The sequence below is a fragment of the Mycobacterium scrofulaceum genome (genome assembly GCF_002086735.1).
GTDB classification, from domain to species: domain Bacteria; phylum Actinomycetota; class Actinomycetes; order Mycobacteriales; family Mycobacteriaceae; genus Mycobacterium; species Mycobacterium scrofulaceum.
The window spans coordinates 1-24,416 of the sequence record NZ_MVIJ01000035.1 but is presented as its reverse complement, the minus strand read 5'-3'; the positions used below and the strand labels follow the sequence as shown (position 1 = coordinate 24,416).

The window sequence follows — 24,416 nt, the reverse complement described above, 5'->3', positions numbered from 1 at the left end:
TCGCACGGGCACACCTACGATGGCCCCGTGGCCGGACCCGGAGCGGGAGACCCCTTGGACAGCGAGTTGGTGGACGGCCGCTACCTGGTGCAGTCCAAGATCGCCAGCGGCGGCACGTCCACGGTGTACCGCGGGCTCGACACCCGGCTCGACCGGCCCGTCGCGGTGAAGGTGATGGATTCCCGGTACGCGGGCGACGCGCAGTTCCTGACCCGGTTCCAGCGCGAGGCCCGCGCGGTCGCGCGGCTCAAGGACCCCGGACTGGTCGCGGTCTACGACCAGGGCCTGGACGCCCGGCACCCCTTCCTGGTGATGGAGCTCATCGAGGGCGGCACGCTGCGCGAACTGCTGGCCGAGCGCGGCCCGATGCCGCCCTACGCGGTGGCCGCCGTGCTGCGCCCGGTGCTGGGCGGGCTGGCCGCCGCGCACCGGGCCGGTCTGGTCCACCGTGACGTCAAACCCGAGAACGTGCTGATCTCCGACGACGGCGACGTGAAGATCGCCGATTTCGGGTTGGTCCGCGCCGTCGCGGCCGCCGGAATCACCTCCACCAGCGTCATTTTGGGAACCGTGGCCTACCTGTCGCCCGAGCAGGTGCGCCACGGCGACGCCAGCCCCCGCAGCGACGTGTACTCGGCCGGGATCCTCACCTACGAGCTCCTGACGGGCCGCACCCCGTTCACCGGTGACTCGCCGTTGTCGATCGCCTACCGACGGCTGGACGCCGACGTGCCGCCGCCCAGTGCGGCGATCGACGGCGTGCCACCGCAGTTCGACGAGTTCGTGCGGCGCGCGACCGCGCGTGACCCGGCCGACCGGTACGCGGACGCGATCGACATGGGCGCAGAGCTCGACGCCATCGCCGAAGAACTTGCGCTGCCGGACTTTCGGGTCCCCGCGCCGCGCAATTCCGCGCAGCACCGATCGGCGGCCCAGGTCACCGCGCAACATGCGGCGGCTGCCGCGCCGGTCCGCCAGCCCACCCGCCAGTTGACCCGCGGTCCCGGTGACGACTGGCCGGGCCCGCGGCGCCCCGAGCGCCAGCAACCCGACGAAGAACCCGACGACGACGAATACCAGCCCCTCACAGGGGAATTCGCGGGCATTCCGATCAGCGAGTTCGCCTACGCGCGGCAGCACGGCCGGCGCATGGTGCTGATCTGGGTGGCGGCGATACTGGCGCTCACCGGGCTGGTCGCCACCGCGGCGTGGACGATCGGCAGCAACCTCAACGGGTTGCTGTAGGGCGCGGCGCTCGGGGCGTCAGTCCCGCAGCATCTCGGCGACCAGGAACGCCAACTCCAGCGACTGCTGGGTGTTCAGCCGCGGGTCGCACGCCGTCTCGTAGCGTCCCGCCAGGTCCAGGTCCGAAATGTCTTGCGCCCCACCGAGGCACTCGGTGACGTCCTCGCCGGTGATCTCGACGTGGATGCCGCCCGGGTGGGTGCCCAGCGCGCGGTGCACCTCGAAGAAGCCCTGCACCTCGTCGACGACACGGTCGAAGTGCCGGGTCTTGTAGCCGTTGGAGGACTCGTGGGTGTTGCCGTGCATCGGGTCGCACTGCCAGATCACCTGGTGACCGGTGGCCTGCACCTTCTCCACGATCGGGGGCAGCAGGTCGCGCACCTTGTTGTTGCCCATCCGGCTGACCAACGTCAACCGGCCCGGCTTGTTCTGCGGGTCAAGCCTTTCCACGTATTCGACGGCCAGTTCCGGGGTCATCGTCGGGCCGATCTTCACGCCGATCGGGTTGGCGATCACCTCCGCGAACGCGATGTGCGCGCCGTCGAGCTGACGGGTCCGCTCACCGATCCAGACGGTGTGCGCCGAGAGGTCGAACAGCTGCGGCTCGCCGTCCTCGCTCTCCGACAGCCGCAGCATGGCCCGCTCGTAGTCCAGCACCAAAGCCTCGTGGCTGGCGTAGATTTCGGCGGTCTGCAGGTTCCGGTCGGCCACACCGCAGGCGCTCATGAAGCGCAGTCCCCGGTCGATCTCGGTGGCCAGCGCCTCGTAGCGCGCGCCGGCGGGCGACGTCCGGACGAATTCTCGGTTCCAATCGTGGACCAGGTGCAGCGACGCCAGCCCCGAGGACGTCAGCGCCCGCACCAGGTTCATCGCCGCGCTGGCGTTGGCGTAGGCGCGCACCAACCGCGACGGGTCGTGCTCGCGCGCGGCCGCGTCCGGGGCGAAGCCGTTGATCATGTCCCCCCGGTAGGACCGCAACCCCAGCGCGTCGATGTCGGCCGAGCGCGGCTTGGCGTACTGGCCGGCGATGCGCGCCACCTTGACCACCGGCATGCTGGCGCCGTAGGTCAGCACCACGGCCATCTGCAGCAAAGCGCGGATGTTGCCGCGGATGTGGGGCTCGGTGTTGTCGGTGAACGTCTCCGCGCAGTCGCCGCCCTGCAGCAGGAACGCCTCACCCCTGGCGACCTGGGCCAGCTGCTCCTGCAGCCGGATGATCTCCGAGGGCACCGTCACCGGCGGCACGCTCTCCAGGACCGTGCGCATCGCCGCCGCCTGGTCGGCGGGCCAGCTGGGTTGCTGGGCGGCCGGCTTGGCCAGTGCGGCGTCCAGCCGCGCCCGCAGGTCGCCGGGCAACGGGGGCAGCGACGGCAGCTGGTCGATCGGGATGTCGACGGTCCAGTTCATCGGTCCATCGTAACCGGGTCGCGAGGGTGACTGATCAGGGCGAACGCCGCCCGGACGGGCTCAGGGCGGCGCTTCCCCCTCCGGGCCGCCCCCGGCGCCCGTCCCGCCGGCCGAGGTGATCAGCCGGAATCGGCGCAGCTGGTCGCGGGCATCGACCAGCGCGTCATGGGCGTCGCGCGACCGCGGCGGCATCGGCGGGCAGCCCCGGTCCTCCCACAATTGCCGCAGGTCCCGGGTGAAGCGGGGCAGCGCCCGGGGCAACTCGGGCATGGTGCCCCACAGCTGGCAGAGGGCCACGTGGTCGTAGGCGCCGATCCACGCCCACAGTTCGATCGGGTCGCTGCCCCGCACGTCGAAGAAGTCCTCGAGGTCCAGGCGGATCTGCCTGCGCGAGCGCCACAGCTGCGAGGCCGGGGACGGCAGCTTGGGCAGCACGTTGGCGCGCACCCAGGCGCCGGCACGCTCGGGGTCGAATTCGGTGGAGACGGCGTAATACTCGCGTCCGTCCTCGGCGACCACCCCGATGGAGATCAACTCGATGGTGCGGCCGTCCTCGATGAACTCGGTGTCGTAGAAATACCGCACCTTGACAGGGTATGAGCAGCCTATCGACTGATCAGGATGGGCCCGGTCGGCGGCGGTGCGGGGTGCACCTCGTGGTCGAGCTGGGCGTCGACGGTGCGGTCGTCGGGCAGCCGGGGCGTGCCGGCGATCGCGCACTGCAGATACAGCTTGGCCCGCACCACCGGGCGGCGCAGCGTCCGCTCCCGCTGCAGCGCGCGGCGCATCTTTTCCGGTTGGGTGGTGTAGCGCCAGCGGGCCCACGGCGCGTGCGGACGCGACAACCGGACCGCGCCGATCACCAGCAGGACCACGATGAACATGCCGAGCAGACCGGTCCAGACCTTGCCCTTGAGCACCACGACCACGGCCAGCGGCAGCGTCAACACCAACGCGCCTGCCACCGCGGCCCGCAGCGGCCAAGTGTCGGCGCCCTCCCATATCGGCAGGAAAAACATCAGCGGATGCAGGCCCATGATCAACAGACCGGCCACCCCGACGGCCGCGAACACGGCGTCGACCGACGTGCGCCCGTCCTCTTCCCAGTAGACGTCGGACAGGTGCAGGATCAACGCGTACTCGTCGAGCACCAGGGCGGCGCCGACCCCGAAAAAGATTGCGGACAACGTGAATTCGGGTTCGTGACCGTCGATGGACAGGGTGACCAAGGTCAGCCCGGAGAGCAGCACCAGCACCACACCGAACGTCACGTGGTGGATGTGCACCCCGCCGACATGGACGTTGCGCGGGTGCCACCATCTGGCCGGGCGGCCCGTTTCGGCGCGGTGGCGGATGAAGCGCACGAAGGTTCGCGTGACGAAGAAGGTGAGGATGAAAGCCAGCAGGCAGCACAGCAGGGGCAACCGGCCGCCACCGAGGATGTCGTGCGCGAACCAGCGCGTCACCCGCGGCACGAACCAGTGGAGCACTCTTGAAACGTACGCCTGCGGGCGCCGGGGCCGCGGGAGCCGCGCTGTGCCGCCTGCCACGCCCGGGCACCGATTACGCTGTTGTCCGACATGAGTAGATGGCGGGCGCCCGGCGCGGGCAGTAAACCCGGGCAGGTCCTGCTGTGGTGCGGGCTTTGGCTGGTGGCCGCGGCGGGGCTGGGCTACGTGGCCTGGCAACTGTTCGGTCACACGCCCTACCGCATCGACATCGACGTGTATCAAATGGGCGCGCAGGCCTGGATGCAGGGGCATTCGCTGTACCACGGTGATGTGTTGTTCCACACACCGATCGGGCTCAATCTGCCGTTCACCTATCCCCCGCTGGCGGCGATCGTGTTCTGCCCGTTCGCCTGGCTGCAGATGCCGGCCGCCAGCGTCGCGATCACGGCGTTGACGTTGGTGCTGCTGGTCGTCTCGACGGTGATCGTGCTGACCCGCCTCGACGTGTGGGACGCCTCGACGGCGCTGCCCGGCCCGGCGTGGCTGCGCCGCTGGTGGCTGGCCGTGGTGATCGCCGTGGCGGCGACGATGTGGCTGGAACCGGTCACCTCGAACTTCGCCTTCGGCCAGATCAACGTCGTGCTGATGACCCTGGTGATCGCCGACTGCATGCCGCGCCGCACGCCCTGGCCGCGCGGCCTGCTGCTGGGCCTGGGCATCGCGCTCAAACTCACGCCCGCGGTGTTCCTGCTCTACTTCCTGCTGCGCCGCGACAACCGCGCGGCCCTGACCGCGCTGGCGTCCTTCGTGGCGGCGACGGCGATCGGTTTCGTTCTGGCATGGAGTGATTCGTGGGAGTACTGGACGCACACCCTGCATCACACCGATCGAATCGGCGAGGCGGGGTTGAACACCGACCAGAACATCGCCGGCGCGCTGGCGCGGCTCGGGCTGGGTGAGCAGCAGCGCTTCCTGCTGTGGGTGGGGGCCTCACTGCTCGTGCTCGCGCTCACGGTCTGGGCGATGCGCAGGGTGCTGCGCGCCGACGAGCCCCCGCTGGCGGTCGTCTGCGTCGCGCTGTTCGGGCTGGTGGTCTCGCCGGTCTCCTGGTCACACCACTGGGTGTGGGGGCTGCCGACCGTCGTGGTGCTCGCCGTGCTGGCGTGGCGGCGCCGCAGCGTGGCGCTGGCCGTCGTCGGCGTGGCCGGGGTGGCGCTGATGCGATGGTCGCCGATCGACCTGCTGCCCAAGCATCATGAGGCGGCGGCGGTCTGGTGGCGCCAACTCGCCGGGATGTCCTACGTGTGGTGGGCGCTGGCGGTCCTCGTCGCGGCCGGCCTGACGGTTACCGCCCGCACGCCGTCGGGGCGTTCGGCGCCCGAGCGATTGACGCCGGTGACGGCGGCGGGATAGGAACCGGCGCTCAGCCGACGGCGGTCTCGGGGATCCGCGCCGCCTCGTCGGTCGATCCCTCGCCCGCCGAGCCGTTGCGATGCTCCTTGATGCTGGCGGCGTAGATGTCCACGTACTCCTGGCCGGACAGACCCATCAGCTCGTAGATCACCTCGTCGGTGACGGCCCGCTCGATGAAGCGGTTGCCCGCCAGGCCCTCGAAACGGGAGAAGTCCATCGGCTTGCCGAACCGAACGGTGACCCGCCCGAAGCGCAACATGTTCGTGCCGGGCGGGTTGACGACGTTGGTGCCGATCATCGCCACCGGGATCACCGGGACCCCGGTGTGCAGGGCCAGGCGCGCCAGGCCGGTCTTGCCCTTGTACAGCCGGCCGTCCGGCGAACGCGTGCCTTCGGGGTACATCCCCAGCAACTTGCCCCCCGAGAGCAGCCGCTCGGCGGTGGTCAGCGCGGCCTGCGCGCTGTCCGCGTCGGTCCGGTCGATCGGCACCTGGCCCACGGCGGTGAAAAACCAGCGCTGGAACCAGCCCTTCAAACCCGTTCCGGTGAAGTATTCGGCCTTCGCCAGGAAGGTGATCCGGCGGCGCACCACCAACGGCAGATAGAAGCTGTCCATCACGGCCAGGTGATTGCTGGCCAGGATCGCCGGGCCGGAACTCGGAATGTGTTCCAGGCCTTCAACTTTTGGCCGACCGAGCAAGTACAGCAACGGGCCGAGGAGCACGTACTTGAATAGCCAGTACCACATGGCCCTCCCTCTCGCCCGCCCGCCGGTGTTCTGCGCCAACTGTACCCACCGCGTGCGGCCGCGACCACCTCCGGCGCGGTCGGGTCACTCCTCGACGGTGACGGGGATGGGCTGGTAGCGGATCCCGGACGGGGCGTCCGGAGCCGGCGTCCCGCTGACGCCCTCGGCGGGCGGACCGTCGGGCGGCGGTTTGGGCGCGCCGTTGATGTCGTCGAGCATGGCGCGCAGCACCTCGAGCAGGGCGACGCTGTGGTCGGCGATGACGGTGACCAGTGGGTGCTGATCGCCGGTCGCCACCGCCGCCAGCGCGCACACCGGGCACCACACCTGCTGGCACTTGCCGGTCCCGGGTCCGCGGCCGGCCGTCAGCGCGGCGGCCGCCCGCACGGCCGGGTCGATGCCGTCCAGGATCGCCTGGGCGAGACGGCGCAGCTCCGGACCGATTTCGGGATGAGCCCCACTCACTTAGGCCACACCTCCGGGTCTGGTCGAAATCGGACGGTCAGCTCGCTACCGCGCAGGTGCGCGTCCAGCACCGTGCACCGCCGCAGTACGGACGCCAGGCGAACCCTGCGCCGCAATCCGCCGGCGCTGATGATCAGGTCGTCGTCGACGCGCCCGAGCGCCAGCCCCGACGGATCGAGTTGCGGCAACGCTAGCCGCATACGATAAATGGCACCAAGCCCCGTTCCGGATTCCAGGTCCACCGTGGGCCGCAGCGGGCCCGGCGGGGCCGTTCCGCCACGACGGCGGGCACTGTCCAGCAACGCGCCCAGCGCCTTAGGGCCGATCGGCTCCCCGGACAGGTGCGGAGTCATCACCAGGGCCACCTCACCGATGGTGGCGTCGAGCTCGTCGAGAACACCACGTTGTTCGGAAATGCGTTCGGCGTACCAGTAAAACGCGGGGTGCTCCGGCAGGTTGCGGTATTCGTAAGACTCGTCTTCGGTCAGAACCTGGTTGACGATCAGCTCCTCGACGCGCACCCCCATCAGGGCCAGCGAACCCAGCGTGCGCGCGGCCTCGGCCGCGACCACCCGCTCGGGGGTCAACACCAAATGCGCGCCGACCAATTCGCCGTCGGTCAGCAAGGAGCTGAGCGACTCGACGCTGGCGCTGACGCGCTCCAGCAGCTCCACCAGCGCCGCCGATCGGGCGTCGTCGCCGCCGACGGACAGCCGGCGGTGCCGCGGCCACGCGCGTTCGACGTAGAGCCCGAAGGTGGCGGGCAAGGTCAGCATCCGCAGCGCGTCGGCGGTCGACGCGCAGTCGACGACGATGCGATCCCAGCTCCCGGAGACGGCCAGCTCACCGACGGCATGCAGTCCGAGCACCTCCTGAACCCCCGGCAGCGCCGAAAGCTCTTCCGGCGCAATGGCACTCAGCTCGGAATCAGGGAACCGCCGATCCAGCGTGTCGACCAGGTCGCGCCAGCGGGCCTCGAGCAGGGCCAAGGTGTCCAACGCCAGCGCGTCGAGCAAGCCACCGCCGGCCTGCGCGTCATCGGCGAGGACCCGAACGAGTTCGTCGCGGCTCGGCGGCACGGGGACGCCGAGCACGTCGCCGAGCGAGTGCGCCTGGTCGGTGGACACCACCAGCACCCGCTGCCCCGCGCTCGCGGCACCGACCGCCGTGGCGCACGCCAGCGTGGATTTTCCTACCCCGCCCTTGCCAACGAAGAGACTGATCCGGGCCGGGGTGGGCGCCCGCGATTCGTTGGACTCACTCAGCCCTCGACTCGTTTCTTCAGATCCTTCAGGGCGGTGTCGGTCAACCTGCGCTCGGCCTTGCGCTTGAGCAGACCGATCATCGGGACGGCGAGGTCGACCGAGAGCTCGTAGGTGACTTCGGTTCCAGAACCCTTGGGCGCCAACCGATATGTGCCCTCCAGCGAGCGCAGCAGCGAGCTGGAGACAAGCGTCCAACTCACCGACTGCCGGTCCTTGGGCCATTCGTAGGACATCACCAACGTGTCCTTGAGGACGGCGGCGTCGAGCACCACCCGCGCGACTTTCGGGTTACCGTCGGCGTCCGTCTCCTGCACCTCGGCTTCCCGGTATTCCGAGATCCACTGCGGGTAGGAATTGATATCCGCGATGACGTCCATCACCGTGCCCGGGTCGGCCTCGATGTAGATGGTCTGCGACGTCTTCTCCGCCACCTGGTGCTGCCCTCTCTCCCGCGGGCGGTCGACGCCGCCGGCGGGGAAAATACCGTGTGGGTCTGACCCCCGGGCCTCCGGTCCGAAACGGTACTCTCCCTGCAAACCTGACCCGGCTAAACTACCGGAGAAACTCCGACCGGACGTGACCGTTCCAGTGTCGTCTTGACCTCGAAGGCCATTTTCTTGCCCGCCACCCGACGGCGGTGCGTCATTTTCGCCAGATTCAGCTTGGCCAACTGCCAGGCCGCCACGCCCGTCGGTTCGGCGTGCAGGAAATAGTGCAGCACCACCCCGTCCAGCGAGGGCTCCAGCCAGATCTCCATGGTGCCGGTCAGCGCTCCGGTGACGGCCCACCGGATGCCCTTGTCGCCGCGATCCTCGACGACCTGCAGCCGCAGGTCCGGCCACCAGCGGCGCCAGCACGACCGATCGGCGACAGCGGCGCCGACCCGCGCACCGTCGGCGGCGACGAACGTCTCGTCCGCGATCTGGATGCTGTTCACCATCTCAGCTTCACACACCCGCGCGGGAGGCGACGCCGAGGGCGGGCGGGCTGCCACCGTTCCTGCGCGAATGCGCGGATTAGGCTGGAGACAACAAGCCGGCCACCGGAACGTCAGCCAAGCCAAAACGAGGTCAGTAAGAGTGCGTGAGTACAGCGTCCCCGCCCGCTTCTCCGTCGGCGAGCACGACAACATCGCGGCCATGGTCTTCGAGCACGAGCGCGAGGACCCCGGCCTCGTCATCTTCCGGCGTCAGGTCGACGGCGTCTGGACCGACGTCACCTGCGCGGAGGTGGCCGACCAGGTTCGCTCCGCGGCGCTGGGGCTGATCGGGCTCGGTGTCCAGGCCGGTGACCGGGTGTGCATCTTCTCGGCCACCCGCTACGAGTGGGCGATCGTCGACCTGGCGATCCTGTCCGTGGGCGCGGTCACCGTACCGATCTACGAGACGTCGTCGGCCGAGCAGGTGCGCTGGGTACTACAGGATTCCGAGGCGGTGCTGGCCTTCGCCGAGAGCGACGCACACGCCGCGATGGTCACCGAGCTCACCGCCGAACTGCCCGCCCTGCGCCGCGTGCTGCACATCGACGGCTCGGGCCCCAAGGCGCTCGATCAGCTCGCCGATGCGGCCGCGGCGGTCGAGCCCGCCGAGCTGACCGCGCGCCAGGAGGGGCTGCGCGCCGACGACCCGGCCACGCTCATCTACACCTCCGGGACCACCGGACGGCCCAAGGGCTGCCAACTCACCCACTCCAACCTGCTCTATGAGACCCGCGGGGCCAAGGAATGCCTGCCGACCCTGCTGGACGAGGGGCAGCGGCTGCTGATCTTTTTGCCGCTGGCCCATGTGCTGGCGCGCTCGCTGACGCTGTCGGCGTTCGCCAACAAGGTGACCGTCGGGTTCACCAGCGACATCAAGAACCTGCTGCCGATGTTCGCGGTGTTCAAACCGACGGTGGTGGTCTCGGTGCCGCGGGTGTTCGAGAAGGTCTACAACACCGCCGAGCAGAACGCGGTCAACGATGGCAAGGGACGGATCTTCGCGGCCGCCGTGCAAACCGCGGTCGACTGGAGCCAGGCGCGGGACCGCGGGCGGCCGGGTCCGCTGCTGCGCGCCAAGCACGCGTTGTTCGACCGGCTCGTGTACCACAAGCTGCGCGCCGCGCTGGGCGGCGAATGCCACGCGTCGGTCTCCGGGGGCGCACCGCTGGGCGCGCGGCTGGGCCACTTCTACCGCGGCGTGGGCCTGACCATCCACGAGGGCTACGGCCTGACCGAGACCAGCTCGGCCATCACGGTCAACCAGGTCGGCAACGTCAGGATCGGGACGGTCGGAACGTTGTTGCCCGGCAACAGCATGCGCATCGCCGAAGACGGCGAGCTGCTGGTGCGCGGTGGCGTGGTGTTCAGCGGCTACTGGCGCAACGAGCAGGCCACCCGGGACGCGTTCACCGACGGCTGGTTCAAGACCGGCGATCTCGGCGCGCTCGACGAGGACGGCTTCCTGAAGATCACCGGCCGCAAGAAGGAAATCATCGTGACCGCCGGCGGCAAGAACGTCGCCCCGGCCGTGCTCGAGGACCAGCTGCGGGCGCACGCGCTGATCAGCCAGGCGATGGTGGTGGGCGACGCCAAGCCGTTCATCGGCGCGCTGATCACCATCGACCCCGAGGCGTTCGGCGCCTGGAAGGAGCGCAACCACAAGGCGGCCGGCGCTTCGGTGGCCGAGCTGGCCACCGACCCGGATTTGGTCGCCGAAGTGGACGCGGCCGTCAAGCATGCCAACCAGGCGGTGTCGCACGCCGAATCCATCCGCAAGTTCCGCATCCTGCCGGTCGACTTCACCGAGGACACCGGCGAGCTGACGCCGACGATGAAGGTCAAGCGCAACGTCGTCGCCGAGAAGTTCGCCGCCGACATCGACTGGATCTACGAAAAGGACTAGCGACCCGCTTGGGCTGTGACTCGGCCCCCTTGTCCGCTTGACCGCTTGACCGCTTGACCGCTTGACCGCCGAGCGTCACGCCAGCGTGACGCGGGGCGTCGCGCGCCACGCTGGCGTGACGTTCGAGCCGTCAGCCGCGCAGGAGCTCAGCCAGCCGCGCCGCGAGCATGTCCCACCGCCAATGGGCGGTCACCCACTCGCGACCGGCCGCGCCCATGGCCGCGGCCCGCTCACGGTCGCCGAGCAACTCGGCGACGGCGCCGGCGACCGCGTTCACCGAGCGCCCATCGACCACCAACCCGGTCTTGTTGTGCTGCACGGCTTCTGGAGCCCCACCGGAGTCACCGGCGATCACCGGCTTGCCCGTCGCGGAGGCCTCCAGGAAGACGATGCCCAAACCCTCGACGTCCATGCCGGCGCCGCGGGTGCGACACGGCATCGCGAAAACGTCGGCCAGCGCGTGATGTGCGGGCAGCTCGTCGGCGGGCACGCCCCCGGTGAACGTGACATGGTCGGCCACCCCGCATTCGCGCGCCAGCTTGCGCAGCGATTCCAGGTAGGGGCCGCCGCCGACGACGACCAGGGCGGCCCCGTCGACGCGCCGCCGGATCGACGGCAACGCCTTGATCAGGGTGTCCTGGCCCTTGCGCGGGACCAGTCGGGAGACGCAGACGACCGTGGGCCGGTCGCCGAGCCGGTACCGGTCGCGCAGCGCGGCGCCGGCCGCCGGGTCGGGGCGGAACCGGTCGGTGTTGACCCCGGGCGGCAGGTACTCCAGCGAGGCGTTGGGCCCGAAGGCCGGCGCGAACCGGGCGCGGGTGTAGCGGCTGACGAACGTCACGACGTCGGTGGTGTCGCCGATGCGGCGCAGCACCGACCGCGCGACCGGGAGCATCGACCAGCCCACCTCGTGGCCGTGCGTGCTGGCCACCACCCGGGTCGCCCCGGCCTGGCGCGCGCGCTGGGCCAGCAGCGCCAGCGGGGCCGCCGCGCCGAACCAGACGGTGTCGATGTGGTGGTCGGCGATCAGCCGGCGCATCCGTGCGTCCACCGCCGGGCCGGGCAGCATCAACGTGCCGGGATGACGGACCACGCGGTAACCGGCCTCGTCGGCGGCGGCGTCGAAGGCGTCGGCGCCCTTCCATTGCGGCGCGTACACCGTCACCGAATGCAACCGGGCGTCGACCAGCCGGCCGACGAAGTCACTCAGGTAGGACTGGATGCCGCCCGGCCGAGGCGGAAAGTCGTTGGTTACCAGCAGGACCCGACTCACTGCGTCAGGCTAGCGTGACGCCCGGGTGGTCCGTGCGGGGCATCCGTCAGCGCGCGTGGGTCAGCCACTCGTGCCAGCGCACCAGCAGGCCGGGCACCTCGGTGGCCAGGACGTCGTGGACGGCGGTGGGCACGTCGGTGCGCCCGGGGCCGCAGGCGGCCAGGTACAGGTCGCGCAGCTTGGCCGCCCCATAGGTGTCCGCGACGAAACGGGCGAACCACCACGCGCGGTCGTACGCCAGCGAGCGCTGCGACCCGGGCGCGTCCAGGTCGGCGTCCGAGGGCAACGTCAGCGGTACGGGCAGCCCGTCGGCGGGCACCGGGGTCGTGGGACGCGCGACGAAATCGGCGACGCCCTCGGTCAGCCACCGGGGCGCATCCGGGGCGGTGTCCACGCGCGCGGCGTAGTGAAACAGCTCGTGGGTCAACACGATTCGCAGCGCTCCCGCGGTCATGTTGGCGGCCCCAGGCGCGAAGACGATCCGCTCGCCGATGGCGACGCGGTGCGCGGCGTCGACCCGGTCGACGACCGTCACGGCCGCGATGTCGGCCCACTGCGCGGCCGGTCCCCCGCCGGCGGCGGCGCGGAACTCCTCGTCCGTGTGGGCCGCGACGACCGGGATCTCGCGCGACCAGTCGGCGCCCCAGAAGGCCTCGACGGCGTTGATCGCCCCGCCGATCGCGGACGCCACCCGCGACAGCAGGCGGTCGCCGGCCGGGCCGCCGGGTCCGAGCAGCCGCACGGTGCGATCGCCGACGACCAGCGACCTGTTCGCGGCGCTGACGCGGCTCGGCGCGGGGGTCACCAGCTGCGCGGGCCGGGCCCCGCCATCGTGTCCGGCCTGCAGCGGCACGGCCGCCGCGAGGATCAACTCGACGACGAACACCCAGGCCAGCAGCGGCGTCAGCCGCCGGCGCCGCGGGTGGGGGCCGCTAGTAGCGGCGGGCGTCGTGGACCGGGCCTGCGGCATTCATCGGCACCACCCGCACCGGCTGGCCGTAGGTGGAGGAATGGATCACCATGCCGTCACCGACGTAGAGGCCGCTGTGTGATGCGTCGTTGTAGAAGGTGATCACGTCCCCGGGCTGCAGGTCCGACAGCGCCACCGGTTGGCCGCCTACGGCCTGCGCTTGGCTGGAGTGCGGCAGCGAGATACCCGCCTGCTGGAAGGCCCACATCACCAGGCCGGAGCAGTCGAACCCACCGGGCGCGGCGCCGCCCCACACGTAGGGCGAGCCGACCTGGGTCAGCGCAGCCTGCACGACGGTCGCGCGGTCACTGCCGCCGAACCCGCCGCCGAACGGTCCGGGCATTCCGCCGGGAGGCGGGGCCTCACCGGGCGCCTGCGGAGCGGGCGGGGGCGCGCCGGGCGGCGCGGCCTCCGGGGCGGGCGCCCCGGGCGCCGGGGCGCCGGCCGGGACGGGACCGGGGTCCGCGAGCGCGGTGCGCTGCTGGGGCGACAGGGAAACGTACTGCGACTTGACGACCGCGATCTGCACCTGCAGCTGACTTTGCTTGGACTGCAAGCTCGCTCGCACCGCGGCGGCCTGCTCGGCGGCGCTCTTCGCGTCGGCGGCGGACTTGGCGGCCTCCCGTTCGGCCTTGGCGGCCTGCTCGCCGGCGGCCCGGAAGTTCGCCATCTGGTCGGCCATCTGCGTCGCCATCTGCCGCTGCATGGCCAGCTTGTCGATGAGCCCTTGCGGCGAACCCGCGGTCAGCATGGCCGTCATGCCGTCCACCCGACCACCCATGTAGGTCGCGGCGGCGAGCTTGTTGACGGCGCTCTGGTAGGACGCCAGGTGGGCCTGGGCCGCATCGACGGCGGCTTGGGCGTCGTCGTGCTTCTTGTCCGCCGCGCGCTGGGCCTTCACCTTGTCGTTGAGGTCGAGCTGCGCGCTGTGCATCGCCTCGGTGGTCTGCTCTGCCTGGCGGGACAGCTGGTTGAGCTTCGCCAGCGCGTCATCGGCCGGGTCGGCAGAGACGTGCGCGGCAAGGACACCGGATAGCACCGTGAAGCCCGCTAGCGTCCCGATGGCAGATCGTGTGAGGACACGCGCAAACGGGTATCTAGAGTCAAGCCTCAAGATTTTGCTTCCTTAAACGGCCATCGACGACCGATGCGCCGTCGAGCTGGTTTAGGTCTCAAACAGGTTACGAAACGATATCGACGTTTGTCCAAAGCGAGCGGTTAAGAAATTGGAAAGATTTCTGTCATTATCGTGTGAACGACGCCGACCCCCTCGTAAACCTTTGGCACGCAAGCATCTTAGGCCACGCCAAAATCGCGCTCGCGGCGGATGGGCACCAGCCGCAATCGCGGTGCCAGGCCAGCATCGGCAAGCACCGCCAATGCAGCGCATTCGTCCTCCAACAAAGTTTCCGGGACCCCGAGTAACACGCTGACGACGCAGTCGCGGCAGCCGGGTCCGCGGACCGCGCAGTCGTCACAGTCGATCACCACCGGCGCCCCCGCGTCCGGCGCCAGCGCGCCGGTGCTGTCGGGCCCACTGCTTCGTGCCATCAGGATCGGTCCTCTCGGTCAGGCATTGCGAACGTCAGGTCGGACTCCCCGAACCGTATCCGCAGCCACCGACAACCCGGCCGCGCGGCGTTTTCGCCGGCGACATCCCCGGACCCGTCCGGCGTGGGACCCACCCGGGTGTCGGTGGCGGGACTTAACGTCACGGCCATGGGTGCCGGTGGCGCGACTCAGCTCAGCTTCGCCGAGTTGGGGTCGTCCTTCGCCGCCGCCGACGACGTCTCGTTGCGCGACACCACCTTCGTGGTGGTCGACCTGGAGACCACCGGCGGGCGCACGAAAGGCACCGGCGGCAACCCGCCCGACGCCATCACCGAGATCGGGGCCGTCAAGGTCCGCGGCGGCGCCGTGCTCGGCGAGTTCGCCACGCTGGTCGACCCGGAGCGCAGCATCCCGCCGCAGGTCGTACAGCTGACCGGCATCACCACCGCGATGGTGTCCGACGCTCCGAGGATCGACGCGGTGTTGCCCATGTTCCTGGAGTTCGCGGGTGACGCGGTGCTGGTCGCGCACAACGCCGGGTTCGACGTCGGATTCCTGCGCGCCGCGGCGGCGCGCTGCGATATCGCCTGGCCGCGACCGAAGGTCCTGTGCACCGTGCGACTGGCCCGCCGGGTGCTCAGCCGTGAGGAGGCCCCCAGCGTGCGGCTGGCCGCCCTGGCGCGGCTGTTCAACGTCACCACCCAGCCCACCCACCGCGCCCTCGACGACGCCCGCGCCACCGTCGACGTGCTGCACGCGCTGATCGAACGGGTAGGCAACCAGGGCATACACACCTACGCCGACCTGCGCTCCTACCTGCCGGACGTCACCCCGGCCCAGCGGCGCAAGCGGGTCCTCGCCGAGGGGCTGCCCCGCCGGCCCGGGGTCTACCTGTTTCGCGGACCGTCGGGCGAGGTGCTCTACGTCGGCACCGCCGTCGACCTGCGCCGCCGGGTCGGCCAGTACTTCACCGGCGCCGACCCGCGCGGGCGGATGAAGGAGATGGTCAACCTGGCCACCGCCGTCGACCACGTCGAGTGCGCCCACGCGCTGGAGGCCGGTGTCCGCGAGCTGCGCCTGCTGGCCGCCCACGCCCCGCCCTATAACCGCCGGTCGAGGTTCCCGCACCGGTGGTGGTGGGTGGCGCTCACCGACGAGGCGTTCCCGCGGCTCGCGGTCGTGCGAGCGCCCCGCCACGACCGGGCCGTCGGCCCCTTCCGGTCGCGCGCCGACGCCGCCGACACGGCCGCCCTGCTGGCCCGCTTCACCGGCCTGCGGACCTGCACGGCCCGGCTGGGACGCACGGTCCTGCACGGACCGGCCTGCGCCGAGGCGGAGGTCTCGCCCTGCCCCGCGGCGCGCAACATCACCGCCACGCAATACGCCGCGGCCGTGGCGCGCGTCGCCGCGCTGATCGACGGGATGGACAACGCCGCGCTGTCGGCCGCCGCCGATCAGCTGACCGCGCTGGCCGAGCGACGGCATTTCGAGAGCGCCGCGCGCCTGCGCGACCGCACCGCCACCGCGGTGGAGATTCTCTGGCGCGGCCAGCGGTTGCGCGCCCTGGCCACGCTGCCCGAGCTGATCGCCGCCGCGCCCGACGGGGAGGGCGGCTACCACCTCGCCGTGGTTCGGCATGGCCAGCTCGCGGCGGCCGGCTCCGCACGGCGCGGCGTGCCCCCGATGCCGGTGGTCGACGCGATTGTGGCTGGGGCGCAAGCGATCCTGCCGACGGCGGCGCCCCTGGGCGGAGCGCTCGTGGAGGAATCCGCCCTGATCGCCCGCTGGCTGGCCGGCCCGGGGGTGCGCATCGTCCGCGTCGACGACGCCCCCGACGCCGCCGGCTGGGCTTCGCCCCTGCGCTCGGCCGGCCCGTGGGCACGGTGGGCGGCCACGGCGCGGTCGGCGCGGCTGGCCTACGAACAGATCTCGCCGCAAGCGGCCCAACACGATTCACACCTGCTGGCTGAACCGCACCCATCGCGCGAGCAGCTGTTCGGCGGCGCCGGAATCGATCGCCGCGCCGGCGCGCTGCAGCCCGTCCTCCCACGCCGGCAACCATTCAGCGCGGCTGGATAGCCCGGCGTGGGCGACGATCGCCCCGGCGGCGTTGAGCACGACGGCGTCCCGGACCGGACCCGTGGCGCCACCGAGCACCGCACGCACCTCCGCCGCGTTGGCCACCGCGTCCCCGCCCAGCAGATCGCCGAGATCGGCTCGGGCAAAACCGAATCCGGCCGGGTCGAAGGTCAGCTTGTCCACCGTCCCGGCCTGCACCCGCCAGATCGTGCTGGTGGTGGTCGTGGTCAATTCGTCGAGCCCGTCGTCGCCGTGCACCACCAGCACGCTGGACCGGCGCGCGGCGAACACCCCGGCCATCACCTCGGCCAGGTTGGCGAACGCGCAGCCGATCAGCCCGGCCGGCGGCCTGGCCGGATTGGTAAGCGGACCAAGGAGATTGAAGACCGTCGGGACGCCGATCTCCCGGCGCGCCGCCGACGCGTGCCGGTAGGACGGATGAAACAGCGGGGCGAAGCAGAACCCGATGCCGACCTCGGTCAGGCTCCGCGCGACCTGGTCGGGTTCGAGGTCGATGCGCACCCCGAGCGCCTCTAGCGTGTCGGCGCCGCCGGACAACGACGACGCCGCGCGGTTGCCGTGCTTGACCACCGGCACGCCCGCGGCCGCGACCACGATCGCCGCCATGGTGGACAGGTTGACGGTGTTGACGCCGTCGCCGCCGGTCCCGACGATGTCGACGGCGTCGTCGCGGATGGCGGGCATCGGGCGCGCGTGGCTGAGCATGACGTCGGCCAGCTCGCTGACCTCGGCCGACGTCGGGACCTTCATCTTCATCGCCACGGCGAAGGACGCCACCTGCGCCGGGCTCGCGTCGCCGGCCATGATCTGGTCCATGGCCCAGGCCGCCTGGCCGCGCGCCAGGTCGTGGCCGTCGGTCAACCGGGCCAGGATCCGCGGCCACGACGGTGCCGCCGCGCCGGCGCCGCCGAGCGCCGAAGCCTCAGATGACAGAGCCACGCGCCGATGGTCCCACGGCGGCGGCACCTCCCCCAACCGGCGCCCCAACCGGCGCGGAAGGTCGCCCGGTCACGGCGCGGTCGCGACGCGAAAACATCAAATGCCGCCCCGGGTGGAGTTGAACAACTACAAAGCGTCATACTTGCGGATGTGACCAGCGCTGTAGGGACCTCAGGTACTGCAATCACGTCGCGGGTTCATTCGTTGAATCGACCCAACATGGTCAGTGTCGGCACCATCGTTTGGCTCTCCAGCGAGCTGATGTTCTTTGCTGGCCTGTTCGCGATGTACTTCACCGCGCGTGCCCAATCGGGCGGGAAGTGGCCGCCGCCGCCGACCGAATTGAATCTCTATCAGGCCGTGCCGGTGACGCTCGTGCTGATCGCGTCGTCGTTCACCTGCCAGATGGGCGTGTTCGCGGCCGAACGCGGCGACGTCTTCGGGCTACGCCGCTGGTACGTGATCACGTTCCTGATGGGTTTGTTCTTCGTTTGCGGGCAGGGCTACGAGTACTACCACCTGGCGACGCACGGCACCACCATCCCCGGCAGCGCCTACGGCAGCGTGTTCTACCTGGCGACCGGGTTCCACGGCCTGCACGTCACCGGCGGTCTGATCGCCTTCATCTTCCTGCTGGCCCGCACCGGGATGAGCAAGTTCACCCCGGCGCAGGCCACCGCGAGCATCGTCGTCTCCTATTACTGGCATTTCGTCGACATCGTGTGGATCGCGCTGTTCACCGTGATCTATTTCATCCGATGAGCCGGCGGCTCCGAATAAAGGAATGAACAGGAGTACTCGGTTGGAGAAACTGGGGTCCATGCGAAACCGGAAGCCGCGACAGGGGCAGGCGCGAAAAGCCGTGAGCGACCGCTCACGGCGGCGGCTGCGCCGCCGCCTGTCGGGCGGGTTGCTGCTGCTGATCGCGCTGACCATCGCCGGCGGGCTGGCCGCCGTGCTGACGCCGCGCCCGCAGGTGGCCGTCGCCGACGAGTCGTCCTCGGCGCTGCTGCGGACCGGCAAACAGTTGTTCGACACGTCGTGCGTGTCGTGCCACGGCGCCAACCTGCAGGGCGTGGCCGACCGCGGGCCGAGCCTGATCGGCGTCGGCGAGGAGGCGGTCTACTTCCAGGTGTCGACCGGCCGGATGCCCGCGATGACGGGCGAGGCCCAGGCGCCGCGCAAGGAGCCGATCTTCGACGAGGCGCAGGTCGACGCCCTGGGCGCGTACGTGCAGGCCAACGGCGGCGGCCCGACCACGGTGCGCAACCCGGACGGCAGCCTGGCCATGAAATCGCTGCGCGGCGACGACCTCGGCCGCGGTGGTGACCTGTTCCGGCTGAACTGCTCCTCCTGCCACAACTTCACCGGCAAGGGTGGGGCGCTGTCGTCGGGCAAGTACGCGCCGTCCCTGGAGCCGGCCAACGAGCAGCAGATCCTGGCGGCGATGCGGACCGGCCCGCAGAACATGCCGAAATTCTCCGACCGCCAGCTGTCCTTCGAAGCGAAGAAGGACATCATCGGCTACATCAAGGCGGTCACCGAGGAGCGGCAGCCCGGCGGCTACGGCCTGGGCGGGTTCGGGCCCGCACCCGAGGGCATGGCCGCGTGGATCATCGGGATGGTCGCCGCCATCGGTTTGGCACTGTGGATTGGGGCACGAGCATCATGAGCCGCGCCGAGACGATGCGGTGGGGGCAGGCCCCCTCACCGCGCTGCGGTTGGGGGGACCCCCACCTGCTTGCGGGGGCCGAAGCGATGAAGAGGAGCGGCGCAAAATGACGAACGACGACTTTCGCGGCTCTGACACCGACAAGGGCGGCGCGCCGAACGAACCGGACGAGGCCGCCCTGGCCGCCATGTCGCAGCAGGAACTGGTCACGCTGGGCGGCAAGCTCGACGGCGTCGAGACGATTGTCAAAGAGCCCCGCTGGCCCGTCGAGGGCACCAAGGCCGAGAAGCGCGCCGAGCGTGGGGTCGCCCTGTGGCTGTTGCTCGGCGGTGGTTTCGGCCTGGCGCTGCTGCTGGTGTTCCTGTTCTGGCCGTGGGAGTACAAGCCGAAGGCCGCGCCCGGCAGCCTGCTGTACGACCTGACCACCCCCCTGTACGGGCTGACCTTCGGGATGTCGATCCTGTCGATCGCCGTCGGCACCATCCTCTACCAGAAAAGGTTTATCCCGGAAGAGATTTCGATCCAGGACCGGCACGACGGCGCCTCCCGGGAGATCGACCGCAAGACGGTGGTGGCGAACCTGACCGACGCCCTGGACGGCTCGACCGTCCGGCGGCGCAAGGTGATCGGGATGTCGCTGGGTCTGGGCCTGGGCGCGTTCGGCCTGTCCACCCTGGTGGCGTTCGCCGGTGGGCTGATCAAGAACCCGTGGAAACCGGTGGTGCCCACCGCCAACGGGAAGAAGGCGGTGCTGTGGACGTCCGGTTGGACGCCGCGCTACGCCGGCGAGACCATCTTCCTGGCCCGGGCCACCGGCTCCGCCGGCGCGTCGCCGTTCATCAAGATGCGCCCGGAGGACCTCGACGCCGGCGGCATGGAGACCGTCTTTCCCTGGCGCGAGTCCGACGGTGACGGAACGACCCCGGAGTCGCAGGAAAAGCTCCGCGCAATCAACCAGGGCGTCCGCAACCCCGTGATGCTCATCCGGGTCCGGCCGTCCGACATGCCGCGCGTGGTCAAGCGCCAGGGCCAGGAGAGCTTCAACTTCGGCGAGTTGTTCGCCTACACCAAGGTCTGCTCGCACCTGGGTTGCCCCGCCTCGCTGTACGAGGAGCAGTCCTACCGAATCTTGTGCCCCTGTCACCAGTCGCAGTTCGACGCCCTGCATTTCGCCAAGCCGATCTTCGGCCCGGCGGCGCGCGCGCTGGCGCAGCTGCCCATCACGATCGACACCAACGGGTATCTGGTCGCCAACGGCGACTTCGTCGAGCCCGTCGGACCGGCATTCTGGGAGAGGACGACAACATGAGTCCCAAACTGAGTCCCCCGAAACCGCCCAAGATCGGTGAGGTCTTGGCCCGTCAGGGCGAAGACATCGACACCCGCTATCACCCCTCGGCGGCGGTGCGCCGGCAGCTGAACAAGGTCTTCCCGACCCACTGGTCGTTCCTGCTGGGCGAGATCGCGATGTACAGCTTCATCGTGCTGCTGCTCACCGGCGTGTACCTGACGCTGTTCTTCGACCCGTCCATGGCCGAGGTGACCTACAACGGCGCCTACCAGCCGCTGCGTGGCGTCGACATGTCCAAGGCGTTCGCTTCCACTCTCGACATCTCGTTCGAGGTGCGGGGCGGCCTGTTCGTCCGTCAGGTACACCACTGGGCCGCACTGATTTTCGCCGCGTCGATCATGGTGCACCTGGCCCGCATCTTCTTCACCGGTGCGTTCCGCCGGCCCCGCGAGGCCAACTGGGTCATCGGTTCGCTGTTGCTGATCCTGGCGATGTTCGAGGGGTACTTCGGCTATTCGCTGCCCGACGACCTGCTCTCGGGCATCGGGCTGCGGGCGGCGCTGTCCTCGATCACGCTGGGCATGCCGGTGATCGGCACCTGGCTGCACTGGGCGTTGTTCGGCGGTGACTTCCCGTGCGGCGGTGTGGGTAACGAGTGCGCCACCGTGGGCACCATCATCCCGCGCATGTACGCCCTGCACATCCTGCTGCTTCCCGGGATCATCCTGGCGCTGATCGGTCTGCACCTGGCGATGGTGTGGTTCCAGAAGCACACCCAGTTCCCGGGGCCGGGCCGCACCGAGCACAACGTCGTCGGTGTGCGCGTCATGCCGATCTTTGCCGTCAAGTCCGGCGCGTTCTTCGCAGCGATCGTCGGCGTGCTCGGTCTGATGGGTGGGCTGCTGCAGATCAACCCGATCTGGAACCTGGGGCCCTACAAGCCATCTCACGTCTCGGCCGGCTCGCAGCCCGACTTCTACATGATGTGGACGGAAGGCCTGGCCCGTATCTGGCCGCCGTGGGAGTTCTACTTCTGGCACCACACCGTCCCCGCCCCCGTCTGGGTGGCGCTGCTCATGGGGCTGATCTTCGTCCTGTTGATCATCTACCCCTTCCTGGAGAAGCGGTTCAGTGGCGACTACGCGCACCACAACCTGTTGCAGCGGCCGCGGGATGTGCCGGTGCGCACCGCGATCGGCGCGATGGCGATCGCGTTCTACATGGTGCTGACGTTGAGCGCGATGAACGACATCATCGCGTTGAAGTTCGACATCTCGCTGAACGCGACGACGTGGATCGGCCGTATCGGGATGGTCGTCCTGCCGCCGATCGTCTACTTCGCCGCCTACCGGTGGTGCATCGCGCTGCAGCGCAGCGACCGTGAGGTGCTCGCACACGGCATCGAAACCGGGATCATCAAGCGGCTGCCGCACGGCGCATACATCGAGCTGCATCAGCCGCTCGGCCCGGTCGACGACCACGGTCACCCGATTCCGCTGGAATACCAGGGCACGGCGCTGCCCAAGCGGATGAACAAGCTGGGCTCCGCGGGTTCACCGGGCAGCGGCAGCTTCCTGTTCGCCGACCCGGCGTCGGAGGACGCGGCGCTACGCGAGGCCGCGCACAGCTCGGAGCAACACGCCCTCACCGCGCTGCGCGAGCACCAGGAAAGCATCGTCGGTTCGCCGAACGGCAAGAACGGCGAACACCACTAGCCTCGCACCGGTTCGGTGCCGGCGGTGGTGGCGCACTGTTGCAGGGCGGCGCGCAGGATGGAGCCGGCGGTCAGGAAGGCCGGCTTCATCTGGTCGCCGGCTTCGACGGGGAGGTTGGCCGCGCAGCGCAGCACCATCAGGGCCAGCGCGCTGTTGGTCGCGTACGGGATGACCAACAGGTTGATGCGTGAGTCGTCCCCGACGAACGTCATCACGTGCTGGCGCTTGCGTTCCCAGCCCGACCAGTTCAGGTCGGGCGGCCGCTGCAGCGGCGGCCAGTTGACGTTGATCGCGGTGATGCCTCCCAGCAACGGGGTCAGGATGGCGACCAACTCGGGCAGTTCGTTGGTGATGCGATCCGCGCGCGGCCACCACGCGCCGTCGATGGCGCGGCCGAGTTCACGGGCCACCGACAGCCGGACGGGGTTGGCCCGGCGTCGGCGTTCGAACACTTCGATCATCGAAGGACCTGGCTGAGGCCGGGCAGATTCGCGACGACCACTGGCGGATCCCTTCACGTCGGCGTCGTTCGCCCCGGCGAGCGCGGGGCGGACGGAGGAATCGCATTGCCCGTGGGTGCCGTCCGCTCGATCGCGTGCAACACCGCTGACAACGAAACGGCTCGCGCTCGACGCTACGCCAACGGTGCGCGTACGGCGCGGCCAGGGTGACCGGACGGCCGCTCCCGACAGCTGATGACCTGCCCCGGCCACGCCGGTGCACTACAGTGGCGAGGGCCTGACCGTGGCGCTGTCCGGGTGAGCGGGGGGCCGACAGGATGAGGACGGGCGTAATGGCTACACAGGACTGGGGCGACGCCCCAGAGATCCATCCTTCGAAGATCCGCGTCGGTGACATCATCGGCACTGTCCGTCCCACGCCACTTCGTTACACCGTCAAGATGATCAGCGGGCCGCAGACCACCCCCCGGCGCTGGACCTTCTTCGGGCGCGACGCCAACGGCACGCAGCACACCAGCACCTTCGGCGAGGACGAGTTGGTGCGCCGGTACGCCAAGGCGTCGTAGCGCGGCTACTGCGCGGCTATTGCGCGGCTATTGCGCCTCGACGGCCCGGCGCAGCTGGCGCACGTGCAGCCACTCGACAGCCGGCATCCCGGCCGTGATGACGGCGGCGACGACGTAGGCGGTCCAGGACGGCCCGTCGTGGCCCACAGCCATCAGATAGGTGGCCGCCGCGACTGCGATCAGCGCCGCACCCATCGCGGTCACCAGGAGCACGGTGCCGCGCAACCAGACCCGATCGACCGCCTCCCCCGACCACTCCGCGTCGGCCTCCTGAGCGGGCGCCTGGACCCTCGGCTGGCGCGCGCGGTCCGCCGCGGTGCGCGGCGCCTGCGACATCAGCCGCACCGGGGGGCGGTTCGGCGCGGTCATCCCCCGCGCAGACGGCTCGGTCTGCGCCATCCGGCGGGCACGGAGCAGCATCGGGATCGCCCCGGCGATGATCAGCGCGGAAACGATGATCACCGCATACAACACCCACGAGGTGCTATGGGAGCCGCTGGCGGCCTTGTGAAAGCCGCGCCCCAGGTCGGCCAAGGCGACGGCCGCGGCCACGCTCACCCCCAGCAGCACCAGCCAGACGGCGGCGCATGCCCCGATCAGGATGCGGTCGACCACGTCGGGCGAAATGGTGTCGTCCCCCGCCACGCGGCGGTACGCCGAATATCTGCTGACCATCAGCAGCTCGTCTGCGGGGCGTCGTTGGTGTTCGACGAGAGGACCGTGCCGTCGCTGGTGGTGATCGAGCAGTTGAGCCGGCTGACCCGGAAGAGGCTGGAAGCCTCGACGGAGCCCACGTCGGACTGTGAGATCGGCGTGACGGTCATCGACCACGGGATGTACACGTTGTGCTGCGTGCGCCGGCGCCCGGACGCGTCGACGTAGGTCACCGAGATGATGTCGCCCGGGGCCTTGGTCCCGGTCACCGAATAGGTCACCTGACGCGGCCCGGTCGGTGTCGTGGTCGGGGGCGGGGGCGCCGCGGCCGTCGACGTCGCCGGGGGC

24 protein-coding genes and 2 pseudogenes are annotated in these 24,416 nt (G+C 70.1%); 10 read left to right on the top strand and 16 right to left on the bottom strand.

The window, feature by feature from the left end; translation table 11 throughout:
- The first annotated feature begins 27 nt into the window (after window positions 1–27).
- Window positions 28–1,245: a protein kinase domain-containing protein gene (locus BST44_RS20345; RefSeq protein WP_208619846.1), complete on the top strand. Its 1,218-nt coding sequence runs from the start codon at window positions 28–30 to the stop codon at window positions 1,243–1,245.
- Between the two features lie 18 nt (window positions 1,246–1,263).
- Here BST44_RS20345 and BST44_RS20340 read toward each other — a convergent pair whose 3' ends face one another.
- The 3 genes from BST44_RS20340 to BST44_RS20330 are packed head-to-tail and all read right to left on the bottom strand — an operon-like array spanning window position 1,264 to window position 4,142.
- Window positions 1,264–2,652: a class II 3-deoxy-7-phosphoheptulonate synthase gene (locus BST44_RS20340; protein WP_083178902.1), complete on the bottom strand. Its 1,389-nt coding sequence runs from the start codon at window positions 2,650–2,652 to the stop codon at window positions 1,264–1,266.
- Between the two features lie 60 nt (window positions 2,653–2,712).
- Window positions 2,713–3,237, bottom strand: coding sequence for a polyadenylate-specific 3'-exoribonuclease AS (locus BST44_RS20335; RefSeq protein ID WP_083178901.1), 525 nt, complete (start codon window positions 3,235–3,237; stop codon window positions 2,713–2,715).
- A gap of 20 nt (window positions 3,238–3,257) precedes the next feature.
- On the bottom strand, window positions 3,258–4,142 hold the full coding sequence (locus BST44_RS20330) for a hypothetical protein (protein ID WP_083178900.1): 885 nt from the start codon (window positions 4,140–4,142) through the stop codon (window positions 3,258–3,260).
- A gap of 90 nt (window positions 4,143–4,232) precedes the next feature.
- Between BST44_RS20330 and BST44_RS20325 the strand changes: the two genes are divergently transcribed.
- Entirely contained in the window at window positions 4,233–5,516 is a 1,284-nt protein-coding gene (locus BST44_RS20325) for a glycosyltransferase 87 family protein (RefSeq protein ID WP_083178899.1), read from the top strand.
- 10 nt (window positions 5,517–5,526) lie between these two features.
- On the opposite strand, the gene BST44_RS20320 is transcribed toward BST44_RS20325, so the two are convergent.
- The 5 genes from BST44_RS20320 to BST44_RS20300 form a co-directional block, all read right to left on the bottom strand.
- On the bottom strand, window positions 5,527–6,264 hold the full coding sequence (locus BST44_RS20320) for a lysophospholipid acyltransferase family protein (protein ID WP_083178898.1): 738 nt from the start codon (window positions 6,262–6,264) through the stop codon (window positions 5,527–5,529).
- 84 nt (window positions 6,265–6,348) lie between these two features.
- Window positions 6,349–6,729, bottom strand: coding sequence for a hypothetical protein (locus BST44_RS20315; RefSeq protein WP_083178897.1), 381 nt, complete (start codon window positions 6,727–6,729; stop codon window positions 6,349–6,351).
- Window positions 6,726–7,994 carry an ArsA family ATPase gene (locus tag BST44_RS20310; protein WP_208619848.1) on the bottom strand — a complete coding sequence of 423 codons (1,269 nt, stop codon included), beginning with the start codon at window positions 7,992–7,994 and terminating at the stop codon, window positions 6,726–6,728. The genes BST44_RS20315 and BST44_RS20310 overlap by 4 nt, the downstream gene beginning before the upstream one ends.
- Window positions 7,991–8,425, bottom strand: coding sequence for an SRPBCC family protein (locus BST44_RS20305; RefSeq protein WP_083178896.1), 435 nt, complete (start codon window positions 8,423–8,425; stop codon window positions 7,991–7,993). Before BST44_RS20305 ends, BST44_RS20310 begins: the two co-directional genes overlap by 4 nt.
- A 116-nt stretch (window positions 8,426–8,541) precedes the next feature.
- Window positions 8,542–8,931 (bottom strand): hypothetical protein, encoded by a 390-nt coding sequence (locus tag BST44_RS20300; RefSeq protein WP_040623682.1) that lies wholly within the window; start codon window positions 8,929–8,931, stop codon window positions 8,542–8,544.
- Between the two features lie 142 nt (window positions 8,932–9,073).
- Here BST44_RS20300 and BST44_RS20295 point away from each other — a divergent pair, with 142 nt between their 5' ends.
- Window positions 9,074–10,876 carry an AMP-dependent synthetase/ligase gene (locus BST44_RS20295; RefSeq protein ID WP_083178895.1) on the top strand — a complete coding sequence of 601 codons (1,803 nt, stop codon included), beginning with the start codon at window positions 9,074–9,076 and terminating at the stop codon, window positions 10,874–10,876.
- 130 nt (window positions 10,877–11,006) lie between these two features.
- Here the strand turns inward: BST44_RS20295 and pimB are convergent, their stop codons facing one another.
- The 4 genes from pimB to BST44_RS20275 form a co-directional block, all read right to left on the bottom strand.
- The gene (gene pimB, locus BST44_RS20290; protein ID WP_083178894.1) at window positions 11,007–12,149 is read right to left on the bottom strand and encodes a GDP-mannose-dependent alpha-(1-6)-phosphatidylinositol monomannoside mannosyltransferase; all 1,143 of its coding nucleotides are present in this window, start codon (window positions 12,147–12,149) and stop codon (window positions 11,007–11,009) included.
- Window positions 12,150–12,195: 46 nt separating this feature from the next.
- The gene (locus BST44_RS20285; RefSeq protein ID WP_083178930.1) at window positions 12,196–13,035 is read right to left on the bottom strand and encodes a hypothetical protein; all 840 of its coding nucleotides are present in this window, start codon (window positions 13,033–13,035) and stop codon (window positions 12,196–12,198) included.
- A 46-nt stretch (window positions 13,036–13,081) separates the two neighbouring features.
- Window positions 13,082–14,233: a peptidoglycan hydrolase RipC gene (ripC, locus tag BST44_RS20280; protein WP_083178893.1), complete on the bottom strand. Its 1,152-nt coding sequence runs from the start codon at window positions 14,231–14,233 to the stop codon at window positions 13,082–13,084.
- 182 nt (window positions 14,234–14,415) lie between these two features.
- On the bottom strand, window positions 14,416–14,670 hold the full coding sequence (locus BST44_RS20275; RefSeq protein WP_083178892.1) for a hypothetical protein: 255 nt from the start codon (window positions 14,668–14,670) through the stop codon (window positions 14,416–14,418).
- Window positions 14,671–14,838: 168 nt separating this feature from the next.
- Here BST44_RS20275 and BST44_RS20270 point away from each other — a divergent pair.
- Window positions 14,839–16,686: pseudogene (locus tag BST44_RS20270) on the top strand (DEDD exonuclease domain-containing protein); the annotation flags it as partial.
- Here the strand turns inward: BST44_RS20270 and trpD are convergent.
- Complete coding sequence (gene trpD / locus BST44_RS31015) at window positions 16,624–17,709, bottom strand: anthranilate phosphoribosyltransferase (RefSeq protein ID WP_158086668.1); 1,086 nt, start codon at window positions 17,707–17,709, stop codon at window positions 16,624–16,626. The pseudogene BST44_RS20270 and the gene trpD overlap by 63 nt on opposite strands.
- A gap of 150 nt (window positions 17,710–17,859) precedes the next feature.
- Here trpD and ctaE point away from each other — a divergent pair, with 150 nt between their 5' ends.
- The 5 genes and pseudogenes from ctaE (at window position 17,860) to qcrB (ending at window position 22,387) form a co-directional block, all read left to right on the top strand.
- Window positions 17,860–18,471, top strand: coding sequence for an aa3-type cytochrome oxidase subunit III (gene ctaE, locus BST44_RS20260; protein ID WP_040623608.1), 612 nt, complete (start codon window positions 17,860–17,862; stop codon window positions 18,469–18,471).
- A gap of 40 nt (window positions 18,472–18,511) precedes the next feature.
- Window positions 18,512–19,381 (top strand): cytochrome bc1 complex diheme cytochrome c subunit, encoded by an 870-nt coding sequence (gene qcrC, locus BST44_RS20255; RefSeq protein ID WP_439330744.1) that lies wholly within the window; start codon window positions 18,512–18,514, stop codon window positions 19,379–19,381.
- Window positions 19,380–19,484: pseudogene (locus tag BST44_RS31715) on the top strand (hypothetical protein); the annotation flags it as partial. The gene qcrC and the pseudogene BST44_RS31715, both read left to right, overlap by 2 nt.
- A 3-nt stretch (window positions 19,485–19,487) precedes the next feature.
- Entirely contained in the window at window positions 19,488–20,690 is a 1,203-nt protein-coding gene (gene qcrA, locus BST44_RS20250; RefSeq protein ID WP_083178890.1) for a cytochrome bc1 complex Rieske iron-sulfur subunit, read from the top strand.
- Window positions 20,687–22,387, top strand: a complete 1,701-nt coding sequence (gene qcrB, locus BST44_RS20245; protein ID WP_083178889.1) for a cytochrome bc1 complex cytochrome b subunit — start codon at window positions 20,687–20,689, stop codon at window positions 22,385–22,387. Before qcrA ends, qcrB begins: the two co-directional genes overlap by 4 nt.
- On the opposite strand, the gene BST44_RS20240 is transcribed toward qcrB, so the two are convergent.
- Complete coding sequence (locus tag BST44_RS20240) at window positions 22,384–22,848, bottom strand: DUF5994 family protein (protein ID WP_083178888.1); 465 nt, start codon at window positions 22,846–22,848, stop codon at window positions 22,384–22,386. The genes qcrB and BST44_RS20240 overlap by 4 nt on opposite strands.
- 332 nt (window positions 22,849–23,180) lie before the next feature.
- On the opposite strand from BST44_RS20240, the gene BST44_RS20235 reads away from it, so the two are divergent.
- The gene (locus BST44_RS20235) at window positions 23,181–23,414 is read left to right on the top strand and encodes a hypothetical protein (RefSeq protein ID WP_083178887.1); all 234 of its coding nucleotides are present in this window, start codon (window positions 23,181–23,183) and stop codon (window positions 23,412–23,414) included.
- Between the two features lie 27 nt (window positions 23,415–23,441).
- Here the strand turns inward: BST44_RS20235 and BST44_RS20230 are convergent, their stop codons facing one another.
- Both BST44_RS20230 and BST44_RS20225 read right to left on the bottom strand, forming a co-directional pair.
- The gene (locus BST44_RS20230; RefSeq protein WP_083178886.1) at window positions 23,442–24,089 is read right to left on the bottom strand and encodes a DUF2561 family protein; all 648 of its coding nucleotides are present in this window, start codon (window positions 24,087–24,089) and stop codon (window positions 23,442–23,444) included.
- Window positions 24,089–24,416 (bottom strand): MmpS family transport accessory protein (locus BST44_RS20225; RefSeq protein WP_083178885.1); only part of this gene is annotated, 328 nt, incomplete at its 5' end. The genes BST44_RS20230 and BST44_RS20225, both read right to left, overlap by 1 nt.

Excerpts from the sequence above, each read along its gene's own strand:
- BST44_RS20340 (WP_083178902.1), bottom strand. The coding sequence starts at position 2,652 with ATGAACTGGACCGTCGACATCCCGATCGACCAGCTGCCGTCGCTGCCC.
- BST44_RS20325 (WP_083178899.1), top strand. The coding sequence starts at position 4,233 with ATGAGTAGATGGCGGGCGCCCGGCGCGGGCAGTAAACCCGGGCAGGTC.
- BST44_RS20320 (WP_083178898.1), bottom strand. The coding sequence starts at position 6,264 with ATGTGGTACTGGCTATTCAAGTACGTGCTCCTCGGCCCGTTGCTGTAC.
- BST44_RS20275 (WP_083178892.1), bottom strand. The coding sequence starts at position 14,670 with ATGGCACGAAGCAGTGGGCCCGACAGCACCGGCGCGCTGGCGCCGGAC.
- qcrA (WP_083178890.1), top strand. The coding sequence starts at position 19,488 with ATGACGAACGACGACTTTCGCGGCTCTGACACCGACAAGGGCGGCGCG.
- qcrB (WP_083178889.1), top strand. The coding sequence starts at position 20,687 with ATGAGTCCCAAACTGAGTCCCCCGAAACCGCCCAAGATCGGTGAGGTC.
- BST44_RS20240 (WP_083178888.1), bottom strand. The coding sequence starts at position 22,848 with ATGATCGAAGTGTTCGAACGCCGACGCCGGGCCAACCCCGTCCGGCTG.
- BST44_RS20235 (WP_083178887.1), top strand. The coding sequence starts at position 23,181 with ATGGCTACACAGGACTGGGGCGACGCCCCAGAGATCCATCCTTCGAAG.
- BST44_RS20230 (WP_083178886.1), bottom strand. The coding sequence starts at position 24,089 with ATGGTCAGCAGATATTCGGCGTACCGCCGCGTGGCGGGGGACGACACC.